The 22,908-nt window shown below is 62.3% G+C and carries 21 protein-coding genes; 8 read left to right on the top strand and 13 right to left on the bottom strand.

Annotated elements, in window-relative coordinates:
- Window positions 1-288 precede the first annotated feature (288 nt).
- The 9 genes from V4529_14640 to V4529_14600 all read right to left on the bottom strand — a co-directional run bounded on the left by V4529_14640 (window position 289) and on the right by V4529_14600 (window position 7,112).
- Entirely contained in the window at window positions 289-768 is a 480-nt protein-coding gene (locus tag V4529_14640) for an SgcJ/EcaC family oxidoreductase (GenBank protein MES2359569.1), read from the bottom strand.
- Window positions 768-1,922 carry a VIT1/CCC1 transporter family protein gene (locus V4529_14635; protein MES2359568.1) on the bottom strand — a complete coding sequence of 385 codons (1,155 nt, stop codon included), beginning with the start codon at window positions 1,920-1,922 and terminating at the stop codon, window positions 768-770. The genes V4529_14640 and V4529_14635 overlap by 1 nt, the downstream gene beginning before the upstream one ends.
- A gap of 78 nt (window positions 1,923-2,000) precedes the next feature.
- Window positions 2,001-2,408, bottom strand: a complete 408-nt coding sequence (locus tag V4529_14630) for a hypothetical protein (GenBank protein MES2359567.1) — start codon at window positions 2,406-2,408, stop codon at window positions 2,001-2,003.
- Window positions 2,409-2,414: 6 nt separating this feature from the next.
- Window positions 2,415-2,810, bottom strand: coding sequence for a hypothetical protein (locus V4529_14625; protein MES2359566.1), 396 nt, complete (start codon window positions 2,808-2,810; stop codon window positions 2,415-2,417).
- The gene (locus V4529_14620; protein MES2359565.1) at window positions 2,810-3,361 is read right to left on the bottom strand and encodes a sigma-70 family RNA polymerase sigma factor; all 552 of its coding nucleotides are present in this window, start codon (window positions 3,359-3,361) and stop codon (window positions 2,810-2,812) included. Before V4529_14620 ends, V4529_14625 begins: the two co-directional genes overlap by 1 nt.
- A 117-nt stretch (window positions 3,362-3,478) precedes the next feature.
- Entirely contained in the window at window positions 3,479-4,531 is a 1,053-nt protein-coding gene (locus V4529_14615) for an HlyD family secretion protein (protein ID MES2359564.1), read from the bottom strand.
- A gap of 20 nt (window positions 4,532-4,551) precedes the next feature.
- Window positions 4,552-5,910: a TolC family protein gene (locus V4529_14610; GenBank protein ID MES2359563.1), complete on the bottom strand. Its 1,359-nt coding sequence runs from the start codon at window positions 5,908-5,910 to the stop codon at window positions 4,552-4,554.
- The gene (locus V4529_14605) at window positions 5,910-6,545 is read right to left on the bottom strand and encodes a TetR/AcrR family transcriptional regulator (protein ID MES2359562.1); all 636 of its coding nucleotides are present in this window, start codon (window positions 6,543-6,545) and stop codon (window positions 5,910-5,912) included. The genes V4529_14610 and V4529_14605 overlap by 1 nt, the downstream gene beginning before the upstream one ends.
- 57 nt (window positions 6,546-6,602) lie before the next feature.
- Window positions 6,603-7,112 carry an EVE domain-containing protein gene (locus V4529_14600; protein ID MES2359561.1) on the bottom strand — a complete coding sequence of 170 codons (510 nt, stop codon included), beginning with the start codon at window positions 7,110-7,112 and terminating at the stop codon, window positions 6,603-6,605.
- 188 nt (window positions 7,113-7,300) lie between these two features.
- On the opposite strand from V4529_14600, the gene V4529_14595 reads away from it, so the two are divergent.
- The 4 genes from V4529_14595 to V4529_14580 all read left to right on the top strand — a co-directional run bounded on the left by V4529_14595 (window position 7,301) and on the right by V4529_14580 (window position 14,778).
- Entirely contained in the window at window positions 7,301-8,569 is a 1,269-nt protein-coding gene (locus V4529_14595) for a hypothetical protein (protein MES2359560.1), read from the top strand.
- A complete protein-coding gene (locus V4529_14590) occupies window positions 8,569-9,162 on the top strand; it encodes a YggT family protein (GenBank protein ID MES2359559.1) in 594 nt (197 codons plus the stop codon). Before V4529_14595 ends, V4529_14590 begins: the two co-directional genes overlap by 1 nt.
- Window positions 9,163-9,350: 188 nt before the next feature.
- Entirely contained in the window at window positions 9,351-12,899 is a 3,549-nt protein-coding gene (metH, locus tag V4529_14585) for a methionine synthase (GenBank protein ID MES2359558.1), read from the top strand.
- Window positions 12,892-14,778 (top strand): bifunctional homocysteine S-methyltransferase/methylenetetrahydrofolate reductase, encoded by a 1,887-nt coding sequence (locus tag V4529_14580; protein MES2359557.1) that lies wholly within the window; start codon window positions 12,892-12,894, stop codon window positions 14,776-14,778. The genes metH and V4529_14580 overlap by 8 nt, the downstream gene beginning before the upstream one ends.
- 22 nt (window positions 14,779-14,800) lie before the next feature.
- Here the strand turns inward: V4529_14580 and V4529_14575 are convergent, their stop codons facing one another.
- Genes V4529_14575 through V4529_14565 form a run of 3 tightly spaced genes read right to left on the bottom strand, consistent with a single transcriptional unit; the run spans window position 14,801 to window position 17,845 of the window.
- A complete protein-coding gene (locus V4529_14575) occupies window positions 14,801-15,868 on the bottom strand; it encodes a YncE family protein (protein ID MES2359556.1) in 1,068 nt (355 codons plus the stop codon).
- Window positions 15,869-15,896: 28 nt separating this feature from the next.
- On the bottom strand, window positions 15,897-17,180 hold the full coding sequence (locus tag V4529_14570) for a HAMP domain-containing sensor histidine kinase (protein MES2359555.1): 1,284 nt from the start codon (window positions 17,178-17,180) through the stop codon (window positions 15,897-15,899).
- Complete coding sequence (locus V4529_14565) at window positions 17,177-17,845, bottom strand: response regulator transcription factor (protein MES2359554.1); 669 nt, start codon at window positions 17,843-17,845, stop codon at window positions 17,177-17,179. The genes V4529_14570 and V4529_14565 overlap by 4 nt, the downstream gene beginning before the upstream one ends.
- Window positions 17,846-17,972: 127 nt before the next feature.
- On the opposite strand from V4529_14565, the gene V4529_14560 reads away from it, so the two are divergent.
- Both V4529_14560 and V4529_14555 read left to right on the top strand, forming a co-directional pair.
- Window positions 17,973-19,136, top strand: a complete 1,164-nt coding sequence (locus V4529_14560) for an acyl-CoA dehydrogenase (protein ID MES2359553.1) — start codon at window positions 17,973-17,975, stop codon at window positions 19,134-19,136.
- A gap of 148 nt (window positions 19,137-19,284) precedes the next feature.
- Entirely contained in the window at window positions 19,285-20,352 is a 1,068-nt protein-coding gene (locus tag V4529_14555; protein MES2359552.1) for a M20/M25/M40 family metallo-hydrolase, read from the top strand.
- Window positions 20,353-20,459: 107 nt separating this feature from the next.
- Here V4529_14555 and V4529_14550 read toward each other — a convergent pair whose 3' ends face one another.
- Window positions 20,460-21,125 carry a PEP-CTERM sorting domain-containing protein gene (locus V4529_14550; protein ID MES2359551.1) on the bottom strand — a complete coding sequence of 222 codons (666 nt, stop codon included), beginning with the start codon at window positions 21,123-21,125 and terminating at the stop codon, window positions 20,460-20,462.
- Between the two features lie 346 nt (window positions 21,126-21,471).
- On the opposite strand from V4529_14550, the gene V4529_14545 reads away from it, so the two are divergent.
- Both V4529_14545 and V4529_14540 read left to right on the top strand, forming a co-directional pair.
- Entirely contained in the window at window positions 21,472-22,365 is an 894-nt protein-coding gene (locus V4529_14545; GenBank protein MES2359550.1) for an alpha/beta hydrolase, read from the top strand.
- Window positions 22,366-22,821, top strand: a complete 456-nt coding sequence (locus V4529_14540; GenBank protein ID MES2359549.1) for a hypothetical protein — start codon at window positions 22,366-22,368, stop codon at window positions 22,819-22,821.
- Window positions 22,822-22,908 lie beyond the last annotated feature (87 nt).

The following is a 22,908-nucleotide window of genomic DNA, read 5'->3' as shown; positions in this document are numbered from 1 at the left end:
GATGACCGCAAAGCACACTCTCGCGTCAACGGTGATTCGGAATCATACCACTCGCATCGGCTTGCGACTGTCGGGCAAGTCCCACTTTCCCGTGTAAGGGGCTGCCCTACACTGGTGCTAGGTCGATAACGTCGAATTTCAACGCCTACTGCATGCATTCTCCCTGGCCGCCGAAGGCCCGGTCATCCCTGATCGCCCCGCGACCGTGGCGAGCCGCAGGACGTGAGCGTCGTCACCGCGATGTCTCAGGCAATGTCCGCGGACGCCACTGCGATGCGGGACCATGGATCACGAAGAATGGTCGTGGATGATGCGCCACTGTCCGTCGCGCCTGCGCATCACGAGGCTCGTCGGCCCGCGGGCAACGGTAGAGTCGCCGCGACTCAGCCTGTAATAGGCGATGACGTTCGCGAGATCCGGCGCGAGCAGATCCACCTCGAGGTTCTCGAACGAAAGTGAATCCTGTCGCGCTCCACGAGCGAAGCGCGGTGCGTATCGCGCGCGAATTGCATCGCGACCGTGGACCACGCCGGTTGGGGTAACGTAAGTAATTCCGCTGCCCGACTCGTACGAGTCCATGAAACCATCCAGATCACCCCTCGTCCAGGCGCGCGCGGATGCGTCCATCATGCTGACAATCTCGGACCGCGCCTCGATCCGCTGCGAGTCCGTCGGATACGCCGAAAAACTGCCGCTGTTACCGGCGACAAGGACGCATCCTGTCGCACCTGTGACGAGTAACGCGAGCGCTGCGTGTGTGATCTTCATCATAGCAGATGTGCCACCCATTCTCCCGCGTAGTAGCCGACAGCCGCGACGCCGAGCCCGACGACGAACATGTCGAACCCGGACCGGAACAACCCGCGGCCCGTGAAAACCGATCTCAATCCGCCAACGAAGAAATGGCTCGCCATCGCGATTACGAACGATGTTATTACTGCCGATCGCCCGGTCAGAAAGAAGAACGGCAGTACCGGTATCAACGCACCAATTGCAGTTGCGCCTCCGGTCAGCCACGCCTCGCGCAGCGGCGACATGTTTGGCTCGCCGATCTCGAGCTCTTCCCGAACCTGCTCGCGGAGCATCCGCTCGGGATCGTGCATGATCTCCTGCGCGAGCTGTTCGGCGACACCGCGTTCCATCCCCTTGGCCTCATACATGAGCGCGAGCTCGTCGCGCTCCACTTCGGGCATCAGCGCAATCTCGTCGCGCTCCATCTCGATCTCATGCTGATAGACTTCCTGCTCGCTCTTGGCCGCGAGATAACCGCTCGATCCCATCGACAACGCGTCTGCGATCAGTCCGGCGACGCCAGCGACGATCACCATGTGCTGCGGTGACGCAGCCGCCGCCCCCAGCACGCCGGCGACGAGACCGAAGTTCGCCGTGAGACCGTCGTTGAAGCCGTAAACCGTGTTACGCAGGAATCCGCCCGATCCCTTCCGATGCCACGGCTCCTCGCTGGTCCCTGTAATCGCGGAAAGCTCGGTGGCGTGCTCGGCGGATTCGCGCGCGAGCAGCAGGGCTTCCGAGCCGCCCGGTGCACCGCGCGGCGTTGCGCGGTGCATGTCCATGTAGCCCTTCACCTCGCGTCCTTCTTCCGCGAGCAGCATGGGGAGCAGAAACCCGGGTCCAAGCAGCTTGCCCAGCACCGCGAGCAGTCGAGTGCGCGCGGTGGGCCTGAATTGTTTTGGAGTTCCGCCGTTCTCGCGGATCAGCCTCGCCCAGATCTCGAGATGTCGGCTTTCGACCGCCGAGAGTCGGCGGAAGACATCACTTTTGTGAGTATCCTTTTCGAGGTCGGCCAGGATGTCGTACAGGTAGGCCGCGTCGGCCTCGTCCTGCCAGTGGTGCTCGAAGGTATGGAGGTCCGGCTTTGCGCCGATCGACGGTGGAACCTGCCGCTGCGCACTTTGTGTCATCCCGTAATATCGCGCCGCCGTCAATGCTTTTCGACGGGGCAGGGCGGATGATCGTACGGGCAGGCCCCCGTGCCTGCCCTACATCTTCATCCGTCGCGCGCGGCGCGCGGCGTCGTGCTTCCGCATCTCGGCGCGCAGGGCGTCGAGCTTTTTCTGCTGCTCGGGATTGAGGACGCGGCGAAGCGCGTCCTGGGTGCTGTCGCTCACGAGGTGGGCCAGTGCATCGGCCGAATCCAGCGTCGGGCGGAGCGGCTTGTAGATCGCGGAGATCTTCTTCCGCTGTGCGTCCATCAGCGAGTCGACGACTGCTCGTTGGGCGGAGGTCAGTCCCCACTCCGTCGCGGTGCGATTCCAGAAGGTGCGGGAATCGACTGGTCCGCTTGCGTTGTCCGGGCGCAAAGCGCGATCGCCGGCAACGCCAATGGCCCCGCCAGCGACGAATGCACCGATGATCACCAGGGCCGCGACCAGTTTGGACTGTTGCATCAAGTGCTAGTGAGAGGAGATTACGTCGCGGAAGGTCGCGCCACGCGTATCTGGACCGTCACGCTCGCTCAGCGCGCCAGTCGGCACGGTTACCTGTTGCGTGATGCTGGGCTGTGTGGCCGACTCATATGCCGTGCGCAGATCCCGATCGTGTGCCTGAATCAGCAACGCGCCGACGACCGCCGCCACTATGATCGCCGCCGCGGCAACGAGACCACCGCGCGCCCAGCTCCCGACCACCATCCACCACCGGCCTGCCGCAGAGTCACCGATGCGCGCCATTATGCGCGACTCGAGCACACTCCAGTACGCGTCGCCGTCAGGCGGCGCATACATGTCGCGCACGGTCGCAATCACCTTGTCGGGCAGCGGCTCGTCGAGCCTGATCTGGTTGTCCGTCATCAGTCGTTCCTCAAGTCGCGCAACATTCCCCGCAGCCGCTGTCGAGCGTGGTGCAGGTCCGATCGCGCCGTTCCTTCCGGTATCCCGAGCGTCTTTCCTATCTCGGAGTGTGCGAACCCTTCTATGTCGTGCAAGACCAGCACCGATCTCATGCGTTCAGGCAATTGCGCCAGTGCTTCACCCAACCGGCGCCGAAGCTCGTCCGCTTCACCAGGATCACGAAAGCTTCCCGCGAGCGATTCGTGCAGCTCATCAGTTGTACGTACCTTCCGTCGCCTTGCAAGATCCAGTGCCGCGTTGGCCACGATCCGGTTGAGCCACGGTCCAAACGACTGCTCCAGATTGAATCTGTCCAGCGCCTGATACGCGCGGACGAAAGCTTCCTGAACAGCATCCTCCGCATCTTCGTGCACAGTCACAATCGCCCGTGCGACCGCATACGCACGCTTTGCATGCAACTGTACGAGCATTCCGAACGCCGCCTGGTCGCCCCGCTGGGCAGCGGCGGTCAGTAACCGCTCGTCAGAAGAATTACGCGACGGCTCGTTCACGCGTTGAGTTGAGGGGCTGGGAGGTGGGGACACCGCCGGGAAATCTAAACCCCGGCGGACCGCCCGCCTGCCCAGCGCCATCACTTACCGCGCTCCCGGGTGCGTCTACCTCGTGCGCTACTGGGTCGCTACGTGGACGTTTACCGAGAGGCCAGGCCGTAAAGGATGATCGGGGCATCCATTCGTTACCGCGATGCGAATCGGTACGCGCTGAACGACCTTGGTGAAGTTCCCGGTTGCGTTGTCAGGTGGCAGAAGCGCGAACTTTGCGCCAGTCGCGCCGCTCAGGCTCTCGACCTTCCCGCGTGCAGTGCAACCGCCGTAGGCATCGACGTCGAATTCGACCGGCTGGCCGACCTTGATGTCGTTGAGCTGCGTCTCCTTGAAATTCGCCGTCACCCACATGCCCGTGTCCGCCACGATGCTCATCACAGGCTGGCCGGCTGTCACGAGCTGGCCAACCTCGACCTGCTTGCGTGCAACGAGACCGCTCGCGGGCGCCGTGATGCGAGTATAGCTCAACTGCAGCTTCGCGTTGTCCAGCGCTGCCTGTGCGGCGCTCGACCGTGCTTCGGCGATTCGCACGCCGGCCTGCGCGGTGGATATCTGCGAACCCGCTGTCGTGACCTGGCGCTGCGCCGCGAGCAACTGCGCTTCGGCCGCTGCTGCTGCTGCCTGCGCAGCATCGAGCTGCTGCTTCGACACGATCTGCTTCGCTGCCAGGTCCTTCATTCTCGCCAGATTCGCCTGCGCGTTCGTGTTGGCCGCCTGCGCCGCGATGACCTGGGCATCGAGCTGCGACCGCTGCCCCGACGCGGTGGCCACCTGGCCTTCAGCCTGACCCTCGGTCGTCCTGGTTCCAGCGACGCCCTCCGCCGCGGCGAGATCGGCCTGCGCCGACTCGACACGAACGCGATACTCCGCGTCATCCAGTGTCACGAGAATCTGATTCTCGTTCACGTGCTGATTCTCGTCCGCCGCGACGCTGGTCACGTAGCCGCCAACCTTGGCGAGCACAGGAACGATGTGGCCGTCCACCTGCGCGTCGTCAGTGCTCTCATGACTGCGTGAATAACTCCACGTCCTGAAGCCCCATATCGCCGCGACGACCGCAACTACAATGACGATGGGGATGATGATCTTGCGCTTGCTGCCGGGTTCGCTTGCCATGTTTACGAGAGAGTGAGTGCTCAGGGAAGGGTCGTGACGACGCCTTGCGCGCGCGCGAGCGCGACGCGAGCCGTCTGGAAATTCGTTTGCGCATCGATGACCGAGGTGCGCGCCGTGGTGAGTCCCAGCAGAGCCGTTATGACGTCAGCGTTACCGGCTACTCCCGCGCGAAAACGCTCGCGCGCCTGCGAGACTTCCTGCTCGGCCAGCCTCAGCTGTTCCCGCGTCGCCTGCACCTGCTGCTCCGCTGCGTGCAGGTCGAGGATCGCGGTACTGACGTCCGCGGCGGCCTGCTGCCGGATGTCCTGCTGCTGCACCTGCGCTTCGCGCACCAGACCTTGCTGCTCCTGAATGCGGCCGGAGCGACGGAGTCCATCGAGAACCGGAACTGATATCTGAAGACCGTATTCGTAAGTATTCAACATGTGATGCACCGACAGTCCGTTGACGCCATCGTCGGCGACGAGCGACACGGTCGGCAGGTACTCGGCGCGAATAGCGCTTACCGCCTGTTGGGCGGCTGCAATGCGTGCCGCTGCCTGGAGCAGATCGGGTCGGTTCCGCAACGCCCGCTCGGTGGCTGCCGCCTCGTCGGTGGTCACGGCTGTGGTGTCCATGCTGCCGAGTGAATCGGTCAGAACGAGCGGCGTGCGCGCCGGAACGTTGAGCGCGCGCGCAAGCGCAATGAGCGTGCGGTCACGCGCCGCGCGCGAGTTGATGAGACCGGCGCGCGTCGATGCGAGCTGCGCCTGCGCGCGGGTAACGTCCAGGGCGATGCCCGTCCCGGCGTCGAGCTGAGCCTGTGCAACGTTCACGAGATCGGCAGCGAGCACACTGTCCTCGCCGCGCGCGCGGAGATCGTCTTCAGCACGCAGCGCCTGGATGTACGCCAGCGCAGCCTGTGAGCCTGCCTGCTCCGATGCGACTGTCGCAGAAGCGCTGCTCGCCTTGACCGCCGCACCAGCGGCGCGGTACCGCGCGAAAGCGCTGAAGTTGAACAACGGCGCCTCCGCACTTCCGCGCGCATCGAGCACGTGGAACGGGCCGATGATCTGTCCGTTCGGATTGAGCCCGGGAAGCGAGAAACCGAATGACGCGGTGTTGAGCGTTCGAGTGAATTGCGACGCGGACGCCTTCAACGATGGCAACATGTCCGCGCGGCTCTGGCGCACGCGCGCTTCTGCCTCGGTTACACGTATCCGTGCGCCCTGCGCCGGCGCGCTGTTGCGAGCGGCAATGCGAGCCGCATCGCCGATCGATAATGTGGATGGTACCGGCGCCGTGGTCGTGTCCTGTGCTACCAGTGATTGCACCGCCATGCCCGATGCAATGCCCAGGCTCAACACAAGCGCCATGCACGTGGTGAATTTGCCTTTCATTATTGAGGTACCGCGCGGAGCGCGGAAAGGTAGAAGTCAACCAGCTCGTTGTATATCTGTTCGTCCGGCCGGTTGCGAAGGTGAGGGAAGTACTTTCGCTTGCAGCACCACATGGCGCTCGTGCTGAAGAGAGAGATCAGCATCCGCCCCGCGACCGCTGGATCCAACGCACGAAACTCTCCAGCATCGATGCCACGCCGTATTATGCCGGAGAGAAGTTTCTGAGTGCGAGCAATGACTTCGGCGCTGTAGAACTCCACCAGATCCGGAAAGTGGTGCAGCTCGCTCACGACGACCCGGTAGATCACCGAGAATGCCGGCGTGCGCACGAAAGCCCAGTAGTGCTGCATGAATGCGAGCAGTTGCTCACGCGCCGAGCCGGTGTCTGGAATCCCCTCGCCTGCGACGATTGCCTCGACTATGGTCGAGCGTACCATCTCGCGGAACAGCGCTTCCTTGTTCGGGAAGTAGAGGTATATGGTGCCCTTGGACACGCCGGCCTGTCTGGCAATGTCTTCCAGGCGTGCACCTGCAAGGCCGTGCTCGCCGAATACCTCGAGCGCAGCGTGCAGTATCTGTTGGGGGCGTTCTTCCGGAAGCCGCCGCCAGCGCGGTTCCGTAACTTCTGCTGACATATGTGTTTTCGGTATGTTACTGACCAGTCAGTAACATACTCGGGTCCGGCCATGCCGTCAACGAGCTCGCGAGCGCCCACGGCGGGATATTCCGCCGATCCGGAGGATGGTCGCCCACTCGTCCGGGCGGACCGGCTGCACCGAGAGCCGGCTTCCTTTTCTAAGCAGCTCCATCTTCTCCAGCTCGCGGACGTGCCGCAGGCCCGGGAGGTCGAGGAAGTTCTCGAATCGGTCGCCGGCCCGGATGTCGACCATGTACCAGACCGGGCTGGCCTCGCTGCTCTTGGGGTCATAATGCTCGTCCGACGGGTTCCACGCGGAAAAATCAGGGTAGCCCTCCCGCACGATCTCTGCCGTCCCCACTATACCGGCGGGATCGGCACCGGAGTAATAGAAGAGCACCCCGTCGCCTTTCTTCATGTCGTCACGCATGAAGTTGCGGGCCTGGTAGTTACGCACGCCGCTCCAGTAGGTCGTCCGGCCGGGTGAGGCCAGCAGGTCGTCGTATGAGAAGCAGGTTGGCTCACTCTTGAGGAGCCAGTAGCGGCGGTCCTTCGATTCGGGCATGGTGCGTTCGATTGTTGGTTCACATGCGGGCCTTGCACGGCCGCCCACAAATCTATGGCGTTCGATCGGTGCGGAATGGGGGTCATCGGTGTATCTAGGATCGGATAACACGCAACGTGGCAGCGACGTACAGTTGGCTGTGGCACGTCGCACGTTGCCGTAGATTCAGACGCAACCACTCCCATCCCATGCACCGACACATTCGCTGGCTGGCTCTCTCCATTCTGGTTGGCGGTTACGTCCCGACCACAGTTGTTGCGCAGAGTACGGCTGCGAACGCTCCGGGACGCTCTGCAATAACGGAGCTGACGCCGCCGAGTCTGCTCGCGCCGTTCAAGACCGGCAGGCAGTACTTCGACGTTGACGCGTCGGGTGCGCTGCAGGTGCGTAGCGGAGAAGGTGTCGCTCCGCGCATGCTGCTTCCGGCCGGAAGCTTCTCCATCGTCGCGCCCTCGCCAAACGGCCGCTACGTCGCTTACGGAGTCGGCGCGGCAACGGGCACGGGACCATATCAGGTTCGCGTTCGTGACGTTCAGACGGGAAGAGATCTTCCCGATGTCTTGCACTACGCTCGCATCTCGCCTGCCCCCTGGTCGCACGACGAAAAGGGCTTTCTGTACGTGCGTCAGGATTCTGCGAATGGGCGCGAGCGCATCTACTATCACGGACTCGGCCGCGCCGAATCGAATGACGCACTGATCTTCAGCCAGTTCGATCATCCCGAGTGGCGTTACGCGGCGCGTGTGAGCGACGACGGCCATTACGCGGTGTTCACCATCTCGTATCCTGCGGATTCGCACACACGCATCTACTTCATCGATCTCGATGATCCCGGCAAGCCCAATTTCGGCGCGCCCGTCGTTAAGCTTGTGCAATCGTTCGATTCACGCTACGAATTCGTGGACAATGCTGGAAGTTATTTTTTCCTGCAGACCGACCGTGACGCTCCGCGCGGCAGAATCATTCTCGCCAACACCGACGTGATCCGCGAGACGCGTTGGCCGTCGCTCATTCCCCAGGCGGACGACACCCTGTTGTTCGCAAGGACGGCTGGTGACGAGTATCTCGTCGCGGTGTATCGCTCTGCGACCGGCGCAACGAGTGCGCGCCTGTACGGCCCGCAGGATCCGTCAGTGTTGCGCAACGAGATGCGCGAGCGCATGGATTCGCTCAGGAAGGCCCGGGAGAAAGAGGGCGACAATAGACGCTCGGACCGGGGAATGGGCCCGCGCGGGCTCATGGGCGGCGGACCCGCCATACGGCTGGAGCCGCGCAGCGATTTGCCGATTCCCGCCGGCGGCAGCATCATCGCGATGAACTCCGTCGCGGACGACGCGCAACTCTTTTATACCGTAAAGTTGTCTGACGGGAAGGTGCAGTCGTTCGTGTACGACGTGAAACGATCGACCAATCAGCCCTTTCCGGAACCAGCCGCGAATCCTTCACCCGGTAAATGATGGCCCTGCTTCCTTTCCTTGCTCTTTTCGCCGGCGCGGTCCGCACAGTAGTCGCGGTCGCTGTTGTCATCCTTGCGATCGCCTTTCTGCTGGACTGGCTCGTTCGGACCCGACGGATAAACCCATTTCATCCGATGGCACGGACCATTCGCCGGTTCGTCGATCCCATGGTGGCACCCATCGAGCGGCGCATCGTACGCGCGGGTGGAAGTCCGAGTTCGGCGCCGATCTGGGCTCTGGTCGGAGCGGTGTTCATCGGAATCGTGATCATCAGCGGCCTCGATTTCGTGCTCCAGGGGCTCGTGGCGATGATCTTCGCGGCGTCATCGGGTCCAGCCGGGCTCTTCGTCATGCTCGTGAAGCTCACATTCGACGTCCTGCGGCTCGCGATCATAATCGTGGTTCTCGTCTCCTGGCTGCCGATATCGCCGTTTTCCGGCTGGGTGCGCTGGGCGTTCGCCCTTACCGAGCCGCTGCTCCGCCCACTCCGGGACATCGTCCCTCGGCTCGGCATGTTCGATATCACGCCGATCGTAGCGTACTTCCTGCTTGGGATTCTCGAGTGGGCCTTCCTGCGGATGGTCGGGATGTAGAGAACTATATCCGTCCATCCGGCTTATCGGATGGACGGCCCTTGTCCCGGGTGGCTTTCGGGGCTATCGTTCGAGACAACCGATACCCGTGGCGATTTCAGGCAAATTGCGACCACGTAAAACTTTCGCTAAAGCGCCCCTCATGGCCCGGCGCTCCCCGCCGGGCCTCTTTTTGTATTTACGGTGGTATGACTACTTCAAGCTCTCCCGACCGCTCCATTTCGTCCGCGTATCTCGCCGCACTCGCCGACCGCGTCCTCGTCTACGACGGCGCGATGGGAACCAACATCCAGCGTTATCATCTCACCCCCGACGATTTCGGTGGCAAGGCGCTGGAAGGATGCAATGACAACCTGGTGCTCACGCGGCCGGATGTGATTCAGGAAATTCACGAATCGTTCCTCGCTGTCGGGTGTGATGTCGTCGAGACGTGCACCTTTCAATCGACGCCGCGCCGACTGGAAGAGTGGGGGCTGCTGGACAGGGCGCACGATCTGAACGTGAAGGCCGCGCAGCTTGCCCGCGCCGCGTGCGACAAGTTCGCGACGCCGGATCGTCCACGATTCGTGGCCGGCTCCATGGGTCCGACCGGAATGCTCCCGTCCAGCACGGATCCCGTGCTGTCGAAGGTGACCTTCGAAGAGCTCGCATCCAACTACTGCGCGCAGGCGAAGGCGCTCATCGAGGGCGGCGCGGATGTGCTTCTCATCGAGACGTCGCAGGACATTCTCGAAGTAAAGGCGGCGGTTGTCGGCATCGAGCGCGCGTTCCAGGAGATGGGGAAGCGTGTCGCCGTGCAGGCGCAGGTGACACTCGACGTGAGTGGCCGCATGCTGCTCGGCACCGACATCGCGAGCGCGATGACGACGCTCGAATCACTGCACGTGGATGTGATCGGCCTGAACTGTTCGACCGGCCCCGAGCACATGCGCGAGCCGATTCGGTTCCTTGCGGAAAACGCGACGCTGCCGTTGTCGGTGATTCCGAACGCCGGACTGCCGCTCAACACGGGCACCGGCGACGCGATCTATCCGCTCGAGCCCGCGCCGATGGCAGACGCGCTTGGCGAGTTCGTACGCGATTTCGGCGTCCGTATTGTCGGTGGCTGCTGTGGAACGACCCCGGAGCATCTCGCAGCGATAGTCACGCGCGTGAACGAGCTGCGCGCACCCGGAGCGAAGCCGTCGACGCGCGAGCGCGAGGAGCCGCGTCTTCCGATGGTCTCCTCGGCCATGCGCGCCACTTCCCTGCGTCAGACGCCGCCGCCATTGATAGTCGGCGAGCGTGTCAACGCGCAGGGCTCGCGTCGCGTCAAGCGCTTTCTGCTCGCGGAGGACTACGAGTCGATCGTGGAGGTTGGCCGCGAACAGGTGGATTCGGGCGCGCACGTGCTGGACGTATGCGTCGCCGTCACCGAGCGATCGGACGAAGCGGAGCAGATGTCTCAGGTTGTGAAACTGCTGTCGATGGGCGTCGAAGCGCCGCTCATGATCGACTCCACCGAAGCAAACGTCGTTGCGGCAGCGCTGGAACATGTGCCAGGCCGCGCGATCGTGAATTCGATCAACATGGAGAACGGCCGCAAACGCATCGAATCCATCGTGCCTCTCGTCAAGAAGCACGGTGCAGCCGTCGTTGCGCTGACGATCGACGAGATCGGCATGGCCAAGACGCGTGAGCGCAAGCTGGAAGTGGCTCGCAAGATCTACGACATAGCTGTCGGCGAGTATGGCCTTGCGCCCGAAGATCTGTTGTACGATGCGCTCACCTTCACGCTCGCGACCGGTGACGCGGAGTGGATCGATTCCGCGGCAGAGACCATCGAAGGAATCAGACTCATCAAGCGCGAGCTGCCGGGTGTCGGAACGATTCTCGGCGTTTCAAACGTATCGTTCGGATTGACTACCGAGGCGCGCTCGGTGCTCAATTCGGTGTTCCTGCATCACTGCGTGCAGGCTGGGCTGGACGCCGCGATCGTGAATCCGGCGCACATCAGGCCGTACGCCGAGATATCGACTGCTGAGCGCGCGGTCGCCGACGATCTCGTGTTCAATCGCAGGCCCGATGCGTTGCAGATGTTCATCGAGTACTTCTCGGCGGCGCCGGAACCAGGTACATCCGGTCCGGCGGCCAAGGAAGATCCGACGGCAGGCATGACGGCGGATGAGAAGATTCACTGGATGGTGTTGCACCGAAAGAAGGAAGGGATCGAGGATGCGCTCGATGCCGCGAACGTGCGCACCGATCCGGTTCGCGTGCTGAATGGTGTTCTGCTGCCGGCGATGAAGGACGTCGGCGACAAGTTCGGGGCCGGTGAATTGATTCTTCCGTTCGTACTGCAGTCTGCCGAAGTGATGAAGAAGGCCGTGCAGCATCTCGAGAAGTTCCTGGAGAAGAGCGAGGGATACACCAAGGGCCGCGTGGTGCTCGCGACCGTGTACGGCGACGTGCACGACATCGGAAAGTCGCTCGTCAATACTATTCTCTCGAACAACGGCTACACCGTATATGACCTGGGCAAGCAGGTCCCGGTGAATACGATCATCGAGAAGGCGATCGAGGTCAATGCCGACGCGATCGGGTTGAGCGCATTGCTGGTTTCTACATCCAAGCAGATGCCGTTGTGCGTTCAGGAGCTGGACAAGCGTGGCATCCACATCCCCGTGATGATTGGCGGCGCCGCGATCAACCGGCGCTTCGGACGGCGCGCGATGTTCGTGGACGGAGAGCGCGCGTATGATGCCGGTGTGTTCTACTGCAAAGACGCGTTCGAAGGTCTCGACACCATGGACGTGCTGCAGGATGACACGCGCAAGGCCGACTTCGTCGAGAAACTGATGGCTGATGCGCACAAGGACATCTTTCTGCATACGCAGGTAGGGAAGGACACCGCTGCGGGAACGGATTCGACGACGCGGAGCGACGTCGCTGCCGACAATCCGATCCCGACGCCGCCGTTCTGGGGACCGCGTGTGCTGCGCGACATTCCGCTTGACGATGTGTTCGAGTATCTCGATCTGGACGAGTTGTATCGCCTCCAGTGGGGCGCCCGCGGCTCGGGCGAGCAGTATCAGCGCACGGTGCGCGAGGAGTTCGAGCCCGTCCTGGAGCGACTCAAGGCGGAGGCGAAAGCCGAGGGGTGGCTCAAGCCGGAAGTCGTGTACGGATATTTCCCGGTGCAGTCGTCCGGCAACGAGATCATCGTTTATGACGCCGGTGCGTACGCAGCTGACGGAACCAAGCGCGAGACCGCACGCTTCACATTTCCGCGAATGGTAGGACGCGAGCGGCTCTGTCTCGCGGATTACGTCCGCTCGGTCGACTCGGGTGTCGTCGACGTGTTACCACTGCAAGTTGTGACGGTCGGCCATGCGGCCACGGAAAAGTTCGCCACACTGCAGGCCGCGAACGAATATGCGGAGGCGTACTACCGGCACGGGCTCGGCGTCGAGACCGCTGAGGCGTTGGCGGAATGGAGTCACCGAAACGTCAAGGCGGAGTTGGGCATCGATTCGGGCAAACGCTATTCGTGGGGCTATGGTGCCTGCCCGGATCTGGAAGATCACGCAGTTGTCTTCAGGTTGCTCCCCGCGAGCGAGGAGATCGGCATGGTGTTGAGCGAGTCGTTCCAACTGATGCCGGAGCAATCGACTGCGGCTGTGATCATGCACCATCCCGAGGCACGCTACTATGCTGTGCGTGGCGCCGCGGCAGAGCGGGAGCCTGCGCTTGCGTGACGCGCTGCTGAGGCGGCTGCTCGATCCCGAGGCGCTGGTCGTTTTCGACGGCGCGATGGGGACGATGATCTACGCCCGCGGAGTGTTCATCAATCAGTGCTACGATGAGCTGAGCATTCGCGCGCCGGAGCTCATCAGCTCGATTCACGACGAGTATGTGAGTGCCGGCGCCGAGGTGATCGAGACAAATACCTTTGGCGCCAACAGAATCAAGCTGGAGCAACACGGTCTGTCCGCCGATGTGCGGCAGATCAATACCGCTGCGGCGAAACTGGCTCGCACGTCGGCTGGCGATGCTGTTCTGGTTGCCGGTGCAGTCGGTCCACTTGGTGTTCGCCTGGAGCCGTACGGACCGACGTCGCGCGACGATGCGCGCGAGATCTTCGCGGAGCAGATGCAGGCGCTCAAGGACGGCGGTGCCGATCTTTTCATCCTGGAGACGTTTTCGGATCTGGACGAGCTGACCCAGGCGATAGCTGCGGCGCGCGCAGTCGATGCGGCAATGCCCGTCATCGCGCAGGTAGCCATCAATGCGGATGGCGTCACTGCGTACGGTGCAACTCCGGAAGACATCGTGCGTGCGCTGGATTCCGCAGGTGCAGACATCATCGGCCTCAACTGCTCCGTCGGCCCGCAGACGATTCTCGAGGCGATCGAGAAGATGGCGCCACTCACGGCACGCAAGCTCAGTGCGCAGCCTAACGCGGGCATGCCGCGCGACGTTGGCGGGCGCACGATGTACATGGCGAGTCCGGAATACATGTCCACCTATGCGCGCCATCTCGTCGTAGCCGGTGCGAAGCTGATCGGCGGATGCTGCGGGACCACTCCGGCGCACATCCGCGAGATCGCCGAAGGTGTGCGACCGCTGGCCCCGCGCTCGGGGCGCACTTCGCGCGCTACAGTCACGCATGTCCCTTCGGAGAACAAGGCAACCGGTGTCGCACCCGTTCCCTTCGGTGATCGGTCGCGCTGGGCGAAGAAAATCGCGGCCGGAGAATTTGTAACGTCGGTCGAGCTGGTTCCGCCGCGTGGCGTGGACGCGTCAAAGCTGCTGCGCGACGCCGCGGCGTTGCGCGACGCCGGCGTCGATGCGATCAACGTCCCCGACGGTCCGCGCGCGCAGAGTCGCATGGGCGCGGTCCTCACGAGTTTGCTCATCGAGCAGAACGCGCACATCGAAACCGTCACGCATTACTGCTGTCGCGATCGCAACCTGCTGGGCATGCTCAGCGATCTGCTCGGTGCTTCCGCCGTAGGACTCCGAAACCTATTGCTGATCACAGGCGATCCACCGAAGATGGGGCCGTATCCGTCAGCGACTGCCGTATTCGACATCGATTCGATCGGCCTCACGAACCTCGTGAGCAGTCTCAATCGCGGACTGGATCCCGGCGGTAATGCAATCGGCGAGCCGACGCAGTTTGTTGTAGGGGTCGGGGTGAATCCAGCTGCACTCGATGTCGCCAACGAACGACGACGCTTCGAATGGAAGGTTGAAGCCGGCGCCGAGTATGCGATTACTCAGCCCGTGTTCGACGCGGGCCAGCTCGAGACGTTTCTGCGCAGCATCGAGTTGCTCCGGATTCCCGTCGTCGCCGGAATCTGGCCGCTCGTTTCAGTCAGAAATGCGGAATTCCTCGCGAACGAAGTGCCCGGTGTCACCGTGCCAGACGAAATCATCGCGCGCATGCGTCGTGCTAATGCTGTGTCCAAGGAACACGCGATACAGGAAGGGATCGCGATCGCGCGGGAAATGCTCGAGCGCGTGCAGCCAATGGTCGCGGGCGTTCAGGTATCAGCGCCATTCGGCAAGGCAGAGCTTGCCCTCGAGGTGTTCGCCGACGTTCTCGTGAAGCCGGTCGCCGTCGCGAGTTGACGCCGCGACCGGCCCCGCGAGGTCACTCCTTTCCGACCACCAGTACCACAAATGAACCCGGCACCATGCTCGGCCGCGTACGTGGCTGCGCTGCGGTGGGAGCCGGCGCTGGATTGAAGCTGGCCGTGATGAGATAGACCCGGTGCGTCTTGGGATCCAGTGCCATCGTGCGCGCCCCTCGCTCGGTCGGGATGTTCTCGCTCGTGAATTTTCCAGGCGTGGGCTGCGTCACGAGTGTGAGTGTTCCAGCGCCGTTCGAGCTGAATGCGGTTCCGGTCACGGGATCGAAGGCGTTGGCATCGGTGCCGGCGTCTGTCGGCGGGGTCGCCACGACCTGGCCGGTGTTGGAATCGATGATGCCCATCATTTTGTTGCCACATCCTGCGAAGAGCAGGTGATGCGCCTGATCCATCGCCAATCCACTAGGCTCCTCGCAAGGAGCAATCGGATATGTATGAAGCACGGTCAGCTTCGTGGCGTCGAACTCGACTATGGTGCTCTTGTCCTCGATGTTGACGAAGATGTGACCTGCACCGTCTGAAACGGCGGCTTCAGGCTTGCCGCCCAAAGCGAGCGTGCCCACGACTGAATCGCCAACAGCGTCGATCGCCGTCGTGTTCTGGCCGCGGCCATTGAATGTGAATACGCGGTTGGTGACTGAATCGTACAGTATTCCATCGGGATTTGCTCCCGTAACGCGGATCACCTTTTTGGGTGCGAGCGTCACGAAATCGAATACCGTCACCGTCGTATCACGACCGTTGCTCGTGTATCCCTTGCCGAGCCCGTAGGCGAGAGCGATTCCATGCACGCCACCAGTGTTGGGAATCTCGGCGATGAGCTGGCCGGAATTTGCGTCGACCACCTGCACGCGCGTGGAGCGCGAGATGAATAATCTGCTGCGCGCGGTGTCGAATGTGACGTAGTCCCATCCACCCTCTCCGGCAACAGCAATGCGACGCGTAACATGAAAACCGCTTGTCGCCGTTTGTGCGCAAAGCGGCGCCGCTACCAGGGCCGACCCGAACGCCAGCGTGGCGAGCGAGAGAAAGCGTGCGAACACGAGAGCCTCTTGAAAAGGGTTTTGCATCTTCAAATCATAATCAAACCGGTGCCGATTACTCAGGCGTCCTGCCTCGCGGTGGCGCGGGGAATCGGACTTCGGCGACCGTGCCGTTGCCCGGTTCGGAGCGGAATGTGATGCGTGCGTGATGGACGTCCGCAATCCACTGGCCGATGGACAGCCCAAGCCCCGCTCCGTCACCGCGGGCGCGCGCCGCATCGCCCCGATAGAAGCGCTCGAAAATGTGCGCCATCTGGTCGCTGGGTATCCCGGTTCCGGAATCGGCAACTGCGAGCAGCGGTCCCTGGGGCGAGCTGGTCACCGACACCGTTACCGATCCGCCCGACGGCGTGAACTTGATGGCGTTGTCGAGGAGGATCATCGTCAGTTGGCGCACCAGCGCTTCGTCGCCGTCTATCGAAGCTTCCTCGAACGCATCCAGAGACAGGCTGACGCCGCTGCGCGATGCCAGCGCGCTGGCGGCGCTCACCGCATCGGACACCACGTCATCCAGAAATATCCGCTTCATCGTGACCGGCCAGCCGCCGGCGTCGGACCGCGCGAGGAGCAGCAGGTCCTCCACGATCTTGCCAAGCCGGGTGGCCTCGCGCTCGATGGCAACCAGCGCCTCGCGCTCCCGGCCGCTATCACCGCCGGAAGCGAGCGCGACCTCGGCGCGGCTGCGGACCACTGCCAGCGGCGTACGCAGCTCGTGCGCGGCATCGGCCATGAACCGCCGCATGTAGTTCATCGTACGCTCTACCGGCTCGATCGATTTGCGTGTAAGGAACGAGCCGCCGGCGGCAAACAATACGAGTGCGCCGAGCGCGGCCGCGCCGAACGCGAGGATGAGGTTGGCGTACTGATCCTCGAGCTCGAGCTGATCGGCGACCGCAACCGACACGTAGACGTTTCCGCCGCGCGAACGGAACCGCTTCGCGGACACTCGCAGTACGTGATCGTTGGGAGGATACAGAGTGAGCAGGGCAGTCGAATCCTGCAATGCGGTTCGCGCGGCATTGGTGATTGCCGCCGGCGCGGTGGACGGGACCAACGGCCTCGCATTGTGGTCGAAGAGATACAGGTCGCGGTCGGGAATGCGAAGCTCGCCGACAGCGTCCATCACAGCTCCCGACGCCGACGCCTGCTCCGCTTCGCGGATACTGGTGGCGCGCTGAATTGCGTCGGATGCCATCGCGAGTGACGCATTCAGCTGCGACGAGATCTGCGACCGTATTGCGATGAACAGACCGGCGCCCAGCAGGACGACGATGGTGCCGAGCGTCACGGCGTACCATATCGTGAGACGCCTGCGAAGGCGTGCGAGATTGTCCGTCAAACGCCCAGCCTGTAACCCGCGCCTCGGAGCGTTTGTATCAGCTTGGGCTCGAAGCCGTCGTCGATCTTGCGCCGCAGCCTCCGCACCAGCACTTCCAGCACGTTCGTGAACGGATCGTGATTGTCGTCCCACACGTGGGCCGTTATCGCACCGCGCGTCACCACGTTGCCGGCGTTTTGCACGAGAAACTCGAGCAGCGAGAATTCCTTCGCCGTCAGTGCGATCTTCACACCTCTGCGAGTCACCTCACGTGTTGGAATATCGACGTGGAGATCGGCGACGTCGTAGTGTTCCGGAGCGATGGCCGGACGGCGTCGCGCGAGTGCCTTGATCCGCGCCGTGAGCTCCATGAACGCGAATGGTTTCGTCAGATAGTCGTCGGCGCCGGATTCGAGACCACGCACGCGATCTTCGACAGCGTCCCGGGCGGTGAGCATCAGGATCGGGGTCGTTATTCCTCGCTCCCGAATGATGCGGCAGAGATCGAACCCGGTGCCGCCCGGAAGGAGCACGTCCAGCACGATCACGTCGAAGGTCCCGAGCAGGGCCCGCTCGCGGCCCGTCGCAAAATCCTGCGCCGCGTTGACCTCTATGTGATCGTTGCGCAGGCCGTCCGTGATGACGGAGGAAAGCTCTGGATCATCTTCTACGAGAAGGACACGCATGTGATCTCGGCTGCGGTAAGGGCCGCGGAATACCGTCGCGGACGACCGGACTTTCACCTATACTATACTGGCTCGTTTCCCCAGATACCGGAATCGCGCCTGAACCACCCGTACTCATTGCCCGAAGATGCCGACAATGCAAGATATCCGTCCAGCACTTACGATGTTATCCGAGGACGAGCTGATGTTCCGCGATGCGGTGGCCGCATTTGCCGCCACCGAAGTCGCGCCGCGCGTCAAGGCCATGGAGAAGGCCGGAAAAATAGATCCCGCTCTCATCCCGCAATACTTCGACCTTGGCTTGATGGGAATCGAGGTCGATGAAAAGTACGGCGGATCAGGCGGTGCGCTAATGATGGTCACGCTGGCTGTCGAAGAGCTGTCAAAGGTCGACGCGTCCGCTGCAATCGTCTGCGACGTGCAGAACACGTTGGTCAACTATCCCATAGCACGCTACGGCACTGAAGAACAGAAGGCCAGATATCTCGGCATGCTCACCAGCGGCACGCTCGGCTCCTACGCGCTCTCCGAAGCCGGATCCGGATCCGATGCGTTCGCACTTGCAACTCGCGCCGAGAAGCGCGGCGATTCATATGTGCTGAACGGCCGTAAGCTGTGGATCACCAACGGCGCTGAGGCTGGCCTGTATGTCGTGTTCGCCAATGTCGATCCGAACGCCGGCTACAAGGGAATCACCGCGTTCATCATCGAGCGCGACTTTCCCGGATTCGGGGTGGGCAAGAAGGAGGACAAGCTCGGCATTCGCGCCTCCTCCACTGTCGAATTGCTGCTCGACAACTGCGAGGTTCCGGCCGCCAACGTGCTTGGCCCCGCTGGACAGGGATACAAGATTGCAATCGAGACGCTCAACGAGGGTCGCATCGGGATCGGCGCTCAGATGATCGGCGTTGCGCAAGGCGCGCTCGATGCTGCGATTGCCTACATCAAGGAGCGCCAGCAGTTCGGCAAGCCGCTGGCCGAGATGCAGGCTATCCAGTTTCAGGTGGCGCAGGCGGCGACCGAAATCGAAGCGGCCCGCCTCATGGTGTACAACGCGACGCGGCTCAAGGACGCCGGCAAGGACATCGCACGAGAGGGCGCGATGGCGAAACTGTACTCGTCCCAGGTCTGCGGGCGCGTTACGTCGCTTTGCGTCGAGCTGTTCGGTGGTTACGGCTACACGACCGACTATCCGGTCGAGAAGTTTTTCCGTGACGCCAAGATCGGCACCATCTACGAAGGCACCTCCAACATGCAGCTGCAGACGATAGCAAAGGCGGTCCTTCGCTAGCGGGCGATGGACCGGCCGCTGCAAACATCTGAGTGCCCCGTCTTTTTGAGACTGTGGCTCCAGCTGCCGATCTTTCAAGGATGGACACGCCATCGACCAACACGCCCCGATCGCTCTCTGCGGCCGGGGCGTGGTAAATTATCCGACCATGTTTACACCAAAATCGATCGAGTTTCTCAAGCAGCTTCTTGACACTCCCGGCCCTTCGGGCTTTGAAGGAGCGCCTGCCAAGGTCTGGCGCGCCGAGGCTTCGAAGTTCGCTGAGGTGACGGCGGACGTTTCCGGCAATTCAATGGCTGTCGTGAACCCGTCCGGGTCGCCGACGATCATGCTTGCCGGCCACATCGACGAGATCGGCGTAATCGTCACGTATGTCGATGACGATGGATACGCCTACATCGCTCCGATCGGGGGCTGGGATCCACAGGTTCTCGTGGGGCAGCGCATTCGATTCAGCGGGCGCCATGGCGACGTAATCGGTGTCGTGGGGAAGATCCCGATCCACATCATTCGCCCGGAGGATCGCGAGAAGGGTGCACGGATGCGCGATCTGTGGGTGGACGTCGGCGCGCGTGACAAGAAGGAGTGTCTGACGATGCTCTCGGTCGGCGATCCAGGCGTGATCGATGCGCGGGCAATCGAGCTGCCAAATTCGCGCATCGCGTCGCGCTCGATCGACAATCGCATTGGTGCGTTCACAGTTCTCGAGGCTCTCAGGCGCTACGCCGAAAAGCCCGGCAAGGCGAAGGTAGTCGCCGTTGCGACCGCCCAGGAAGAGATCGCCTATCGCGGGGGAGGCGCGCTCGTCGGAGCTGCTGCGCTGCGGCCGCAGATGGCGATCGTAGTCGACGTCACGTTCGCGATCGACCATCCCAATATCGAGAAGAAGGAACACGGTGAGGCGAAGCTCGATGGCGGTCCGGTTCTCACGCGCGGCGCCGTGGTGTCGCCCGTAGTGTTCGGACTGCTTCGCGACGTCGCCGAGAAAAAGAAGATTCCGTTCAGCGTGCATGCCGCTGGTCGCGACACTGGAACCGATGCCGATGCGATCCACATCGCTCGCGAAGGCGTTGCAACCGGCCTCGTATCGATCCCGAATCGCTACATGCACTCGCCGAGCGAGATGATATCGCTCAACGACGTGAACAACGTCGCCGAGCTGATCGCGGAGACCTGCCGCGCAGTTAGCTCAAAGACGGATTTCACCGCGCGATGACATAGGAACGGGCGAAAGTCCCCGCGGACTACGTGCCTCGATGAAACCAAAAAGCACCGCAACCCCAATGACGGGATTGCGGTGCTTTCTTATTGGAAAAGCCGCGATTACACCCGCTTGACGCGACGTTTGACGAAACCTGCGACGCCAACGAAGCCCGTGCCCAGAAGCGCGAGCGACGATGGCTCCGGTGTAGTTGTGGCACCGACGTCCACGTTCATTGCAACGCGGGACTGTTCAGTGTATCCGTAGGGGCCGGTCGGCGTGTACTGGACGAGCAGGAACGAGTATTCGCCAGCTGTATTCGGATCGAACGCGCCGTTCAGAAACGACATTCCCTCGTTCCAGGAGTCCTGGTAGGTCCCGAGGGGAATCTGCTGCATCGCCCACTGATTGGTGCCCTGTCCGGGATCCCGGTCCACGAACAGCCTGAACAGACTATTGGAAGTTCCGGCATCGGTATAGAAGTCGAAGTTCCAGCCTGCGTATGCTGGGTTGGTGGCGCTGGGGCCGGCGGCGGCGAAAAACGTACCTGCACCATCGTTGGTAACGGCCGGAGCGGAATAGCGTGGCGTCGCCGTAAGGCCCATCGTGGCGCCGTTCACTCCTCCTGTCATGACTGCGTTGTTCGGGATTCCAGTACCACCGAAAGTGGCCACGGGGAGGCTCCCGAAGGTGCCGGCAGGGGTGACGGCCTGGGCGTTACCGGTGCCAGCGCCGGCTAGCGTAACGGCAACCGCTGCTGCGACGAGCGAAGTAACCCGATTATTCACGAAGCTGTCTCCAAAAAAAAGTGCCCCAAACCAGGGAGGCCCGGGGATGTCTCTCCCGTTGCGTGACTCGCACAGATCCATTGGGAGCAGTGGCCAGTAACGGGCGACGAAGCACCATAAGGATCAGGTCCTTCTCGCAATCATTTGTGTAGCATTGCGGATGCCGTTTTACTCAGAATTTTGTGACAAGTACAACGTGTTGGGCTGCAACGACTTAGAGCAATCTGAGATATTTGCCAATGCGAGAGTTGTGGATCACGGTACGTATTTGACTTATCCGCGCTACACAGTGTGGTTTGTACGCAACAAACCAAGACGCCGGGGCGGTCGAGATTAAATTTGGATCGTGCCTCTCCCGATCCCAGCCCCGCGCGAAGCCGGCTTCACGAGCTCCACATCGGTCCCGCTCTACTGGGCTCGATACGGCGAGCCCGGCAGACCGATTCTCATATTGCTTCACGGGGGACCCGGCGCCGATCACCGGTATCTCCTTCCACAGATGCTGCATCTGGCCGAGAAGTACGATCTGCTGCTCTACGATCAGCGTGGCGGCGGCCAATCGAGGGCGTCGGACAATAGCCCTATCGGTTGGCGGGACCATGTCATGGACCTCGCGGCTCTATGCCAGGAATGTGATATTACGTCTCCGTCCATTCTTGGCTATTCCTGGGGAGGAATGCTTGCGCTGCTATATGCCATCACCCAGTCTCAGGACGCTTCGCTCCCGCAGCCGGCTCGCCTCGTTCTCATGAGTCCTGCGCCTGTGACGAGTGAATATCGTGCTGAATTCGACGCGAATCTCCGCGCACGGGGGAATGCGCCGGCCATTGCGGACGAGCGCGCGATTCTCATGGCGTCAGATTTGCGCGAGAGGGATCCGGATGCATATCGCCAGAGAATATTCGAGCTCGGGGTCGCGGGCTATTTCTACGATCCGGCCAACGCTCGCAACCTCACACCGTTCCGTGTGGTCGGCCGCGTGCAGCAGTCGACCTGGGACAGTCTCGGCGATTTTGATCTTCGGCCGGACATCGGGCGCTTGCAGGTGATGGCTCGCCTCGTTCACGGTCGTGACGATCCGATTCCACCCGCGTCTTCAATCGACGTGGCTCGCGCTCTCAAGACCGAACCTGTCTTTCTGGATCGATGTGGCCACGTTCCATATGTCGAGCGTCCCGAGCAGCTCTGGGAAGCGATCGATCCGTTCCTCGCGTCAACCGACGCCGCAGCTTCCGGGTGAATGACTGATTTTCGCGCCGAGCACCATCTCGCCACCATCGACGCTGACGGAGCACTCTGCGACGTCATGGTTCGTTTCTCCTATGACGGCCTCGAGCACATCGGGCGTCTGTGGTTCAGCGGTCCGGCCGTCGGCGACAAGCCGCTGCCTGACCACGGCGGAATTCCGGGCCGCACGATCGAAGAGGCGATCCAGCTCTCAGAGCGATTCACCACCGACGATCTCCTGCGCCGTTTTTATCGAGCCCGCGCCGAGAAGCGCAAATATCTGCAGCTGAGGCGTGCGACGGAGCAGATGTTGGACAAGGTGAAGTACATGAATCGCATCGCGCTCTCGATGAAGGGCGGAATGCTGGATGCGGACGGCGCCCGTCAGGAGCTGGACCTGATCGTGAAGCAGCTGCACGAGCTTGTGGATACGATGCCTGCGATGGCCGGGGTCGAGGAAACTCACTAGGGGTCGTCGCCGTGTCCGGGAAAGAGCGACGGACTCGTCATCCCCGCGCACGCTGGGATCCATCTACTGCCGACCAGCCTTGCGCTG

Source organism: Gemmatimonadota bacterium (genome assembly GCA_040388625.1).
Lineage (GTDB): Bacteria > Gemmatimonadota > Gemmatimonadetes > Gemmatimonadales > Gemmatimonadaceae > Fen-1247.
The sequence above is the reverse complement of the archived record's forward strand: the minus strand, read 5'-3'. Positions and strand labels throughout refer to the sequence as shown.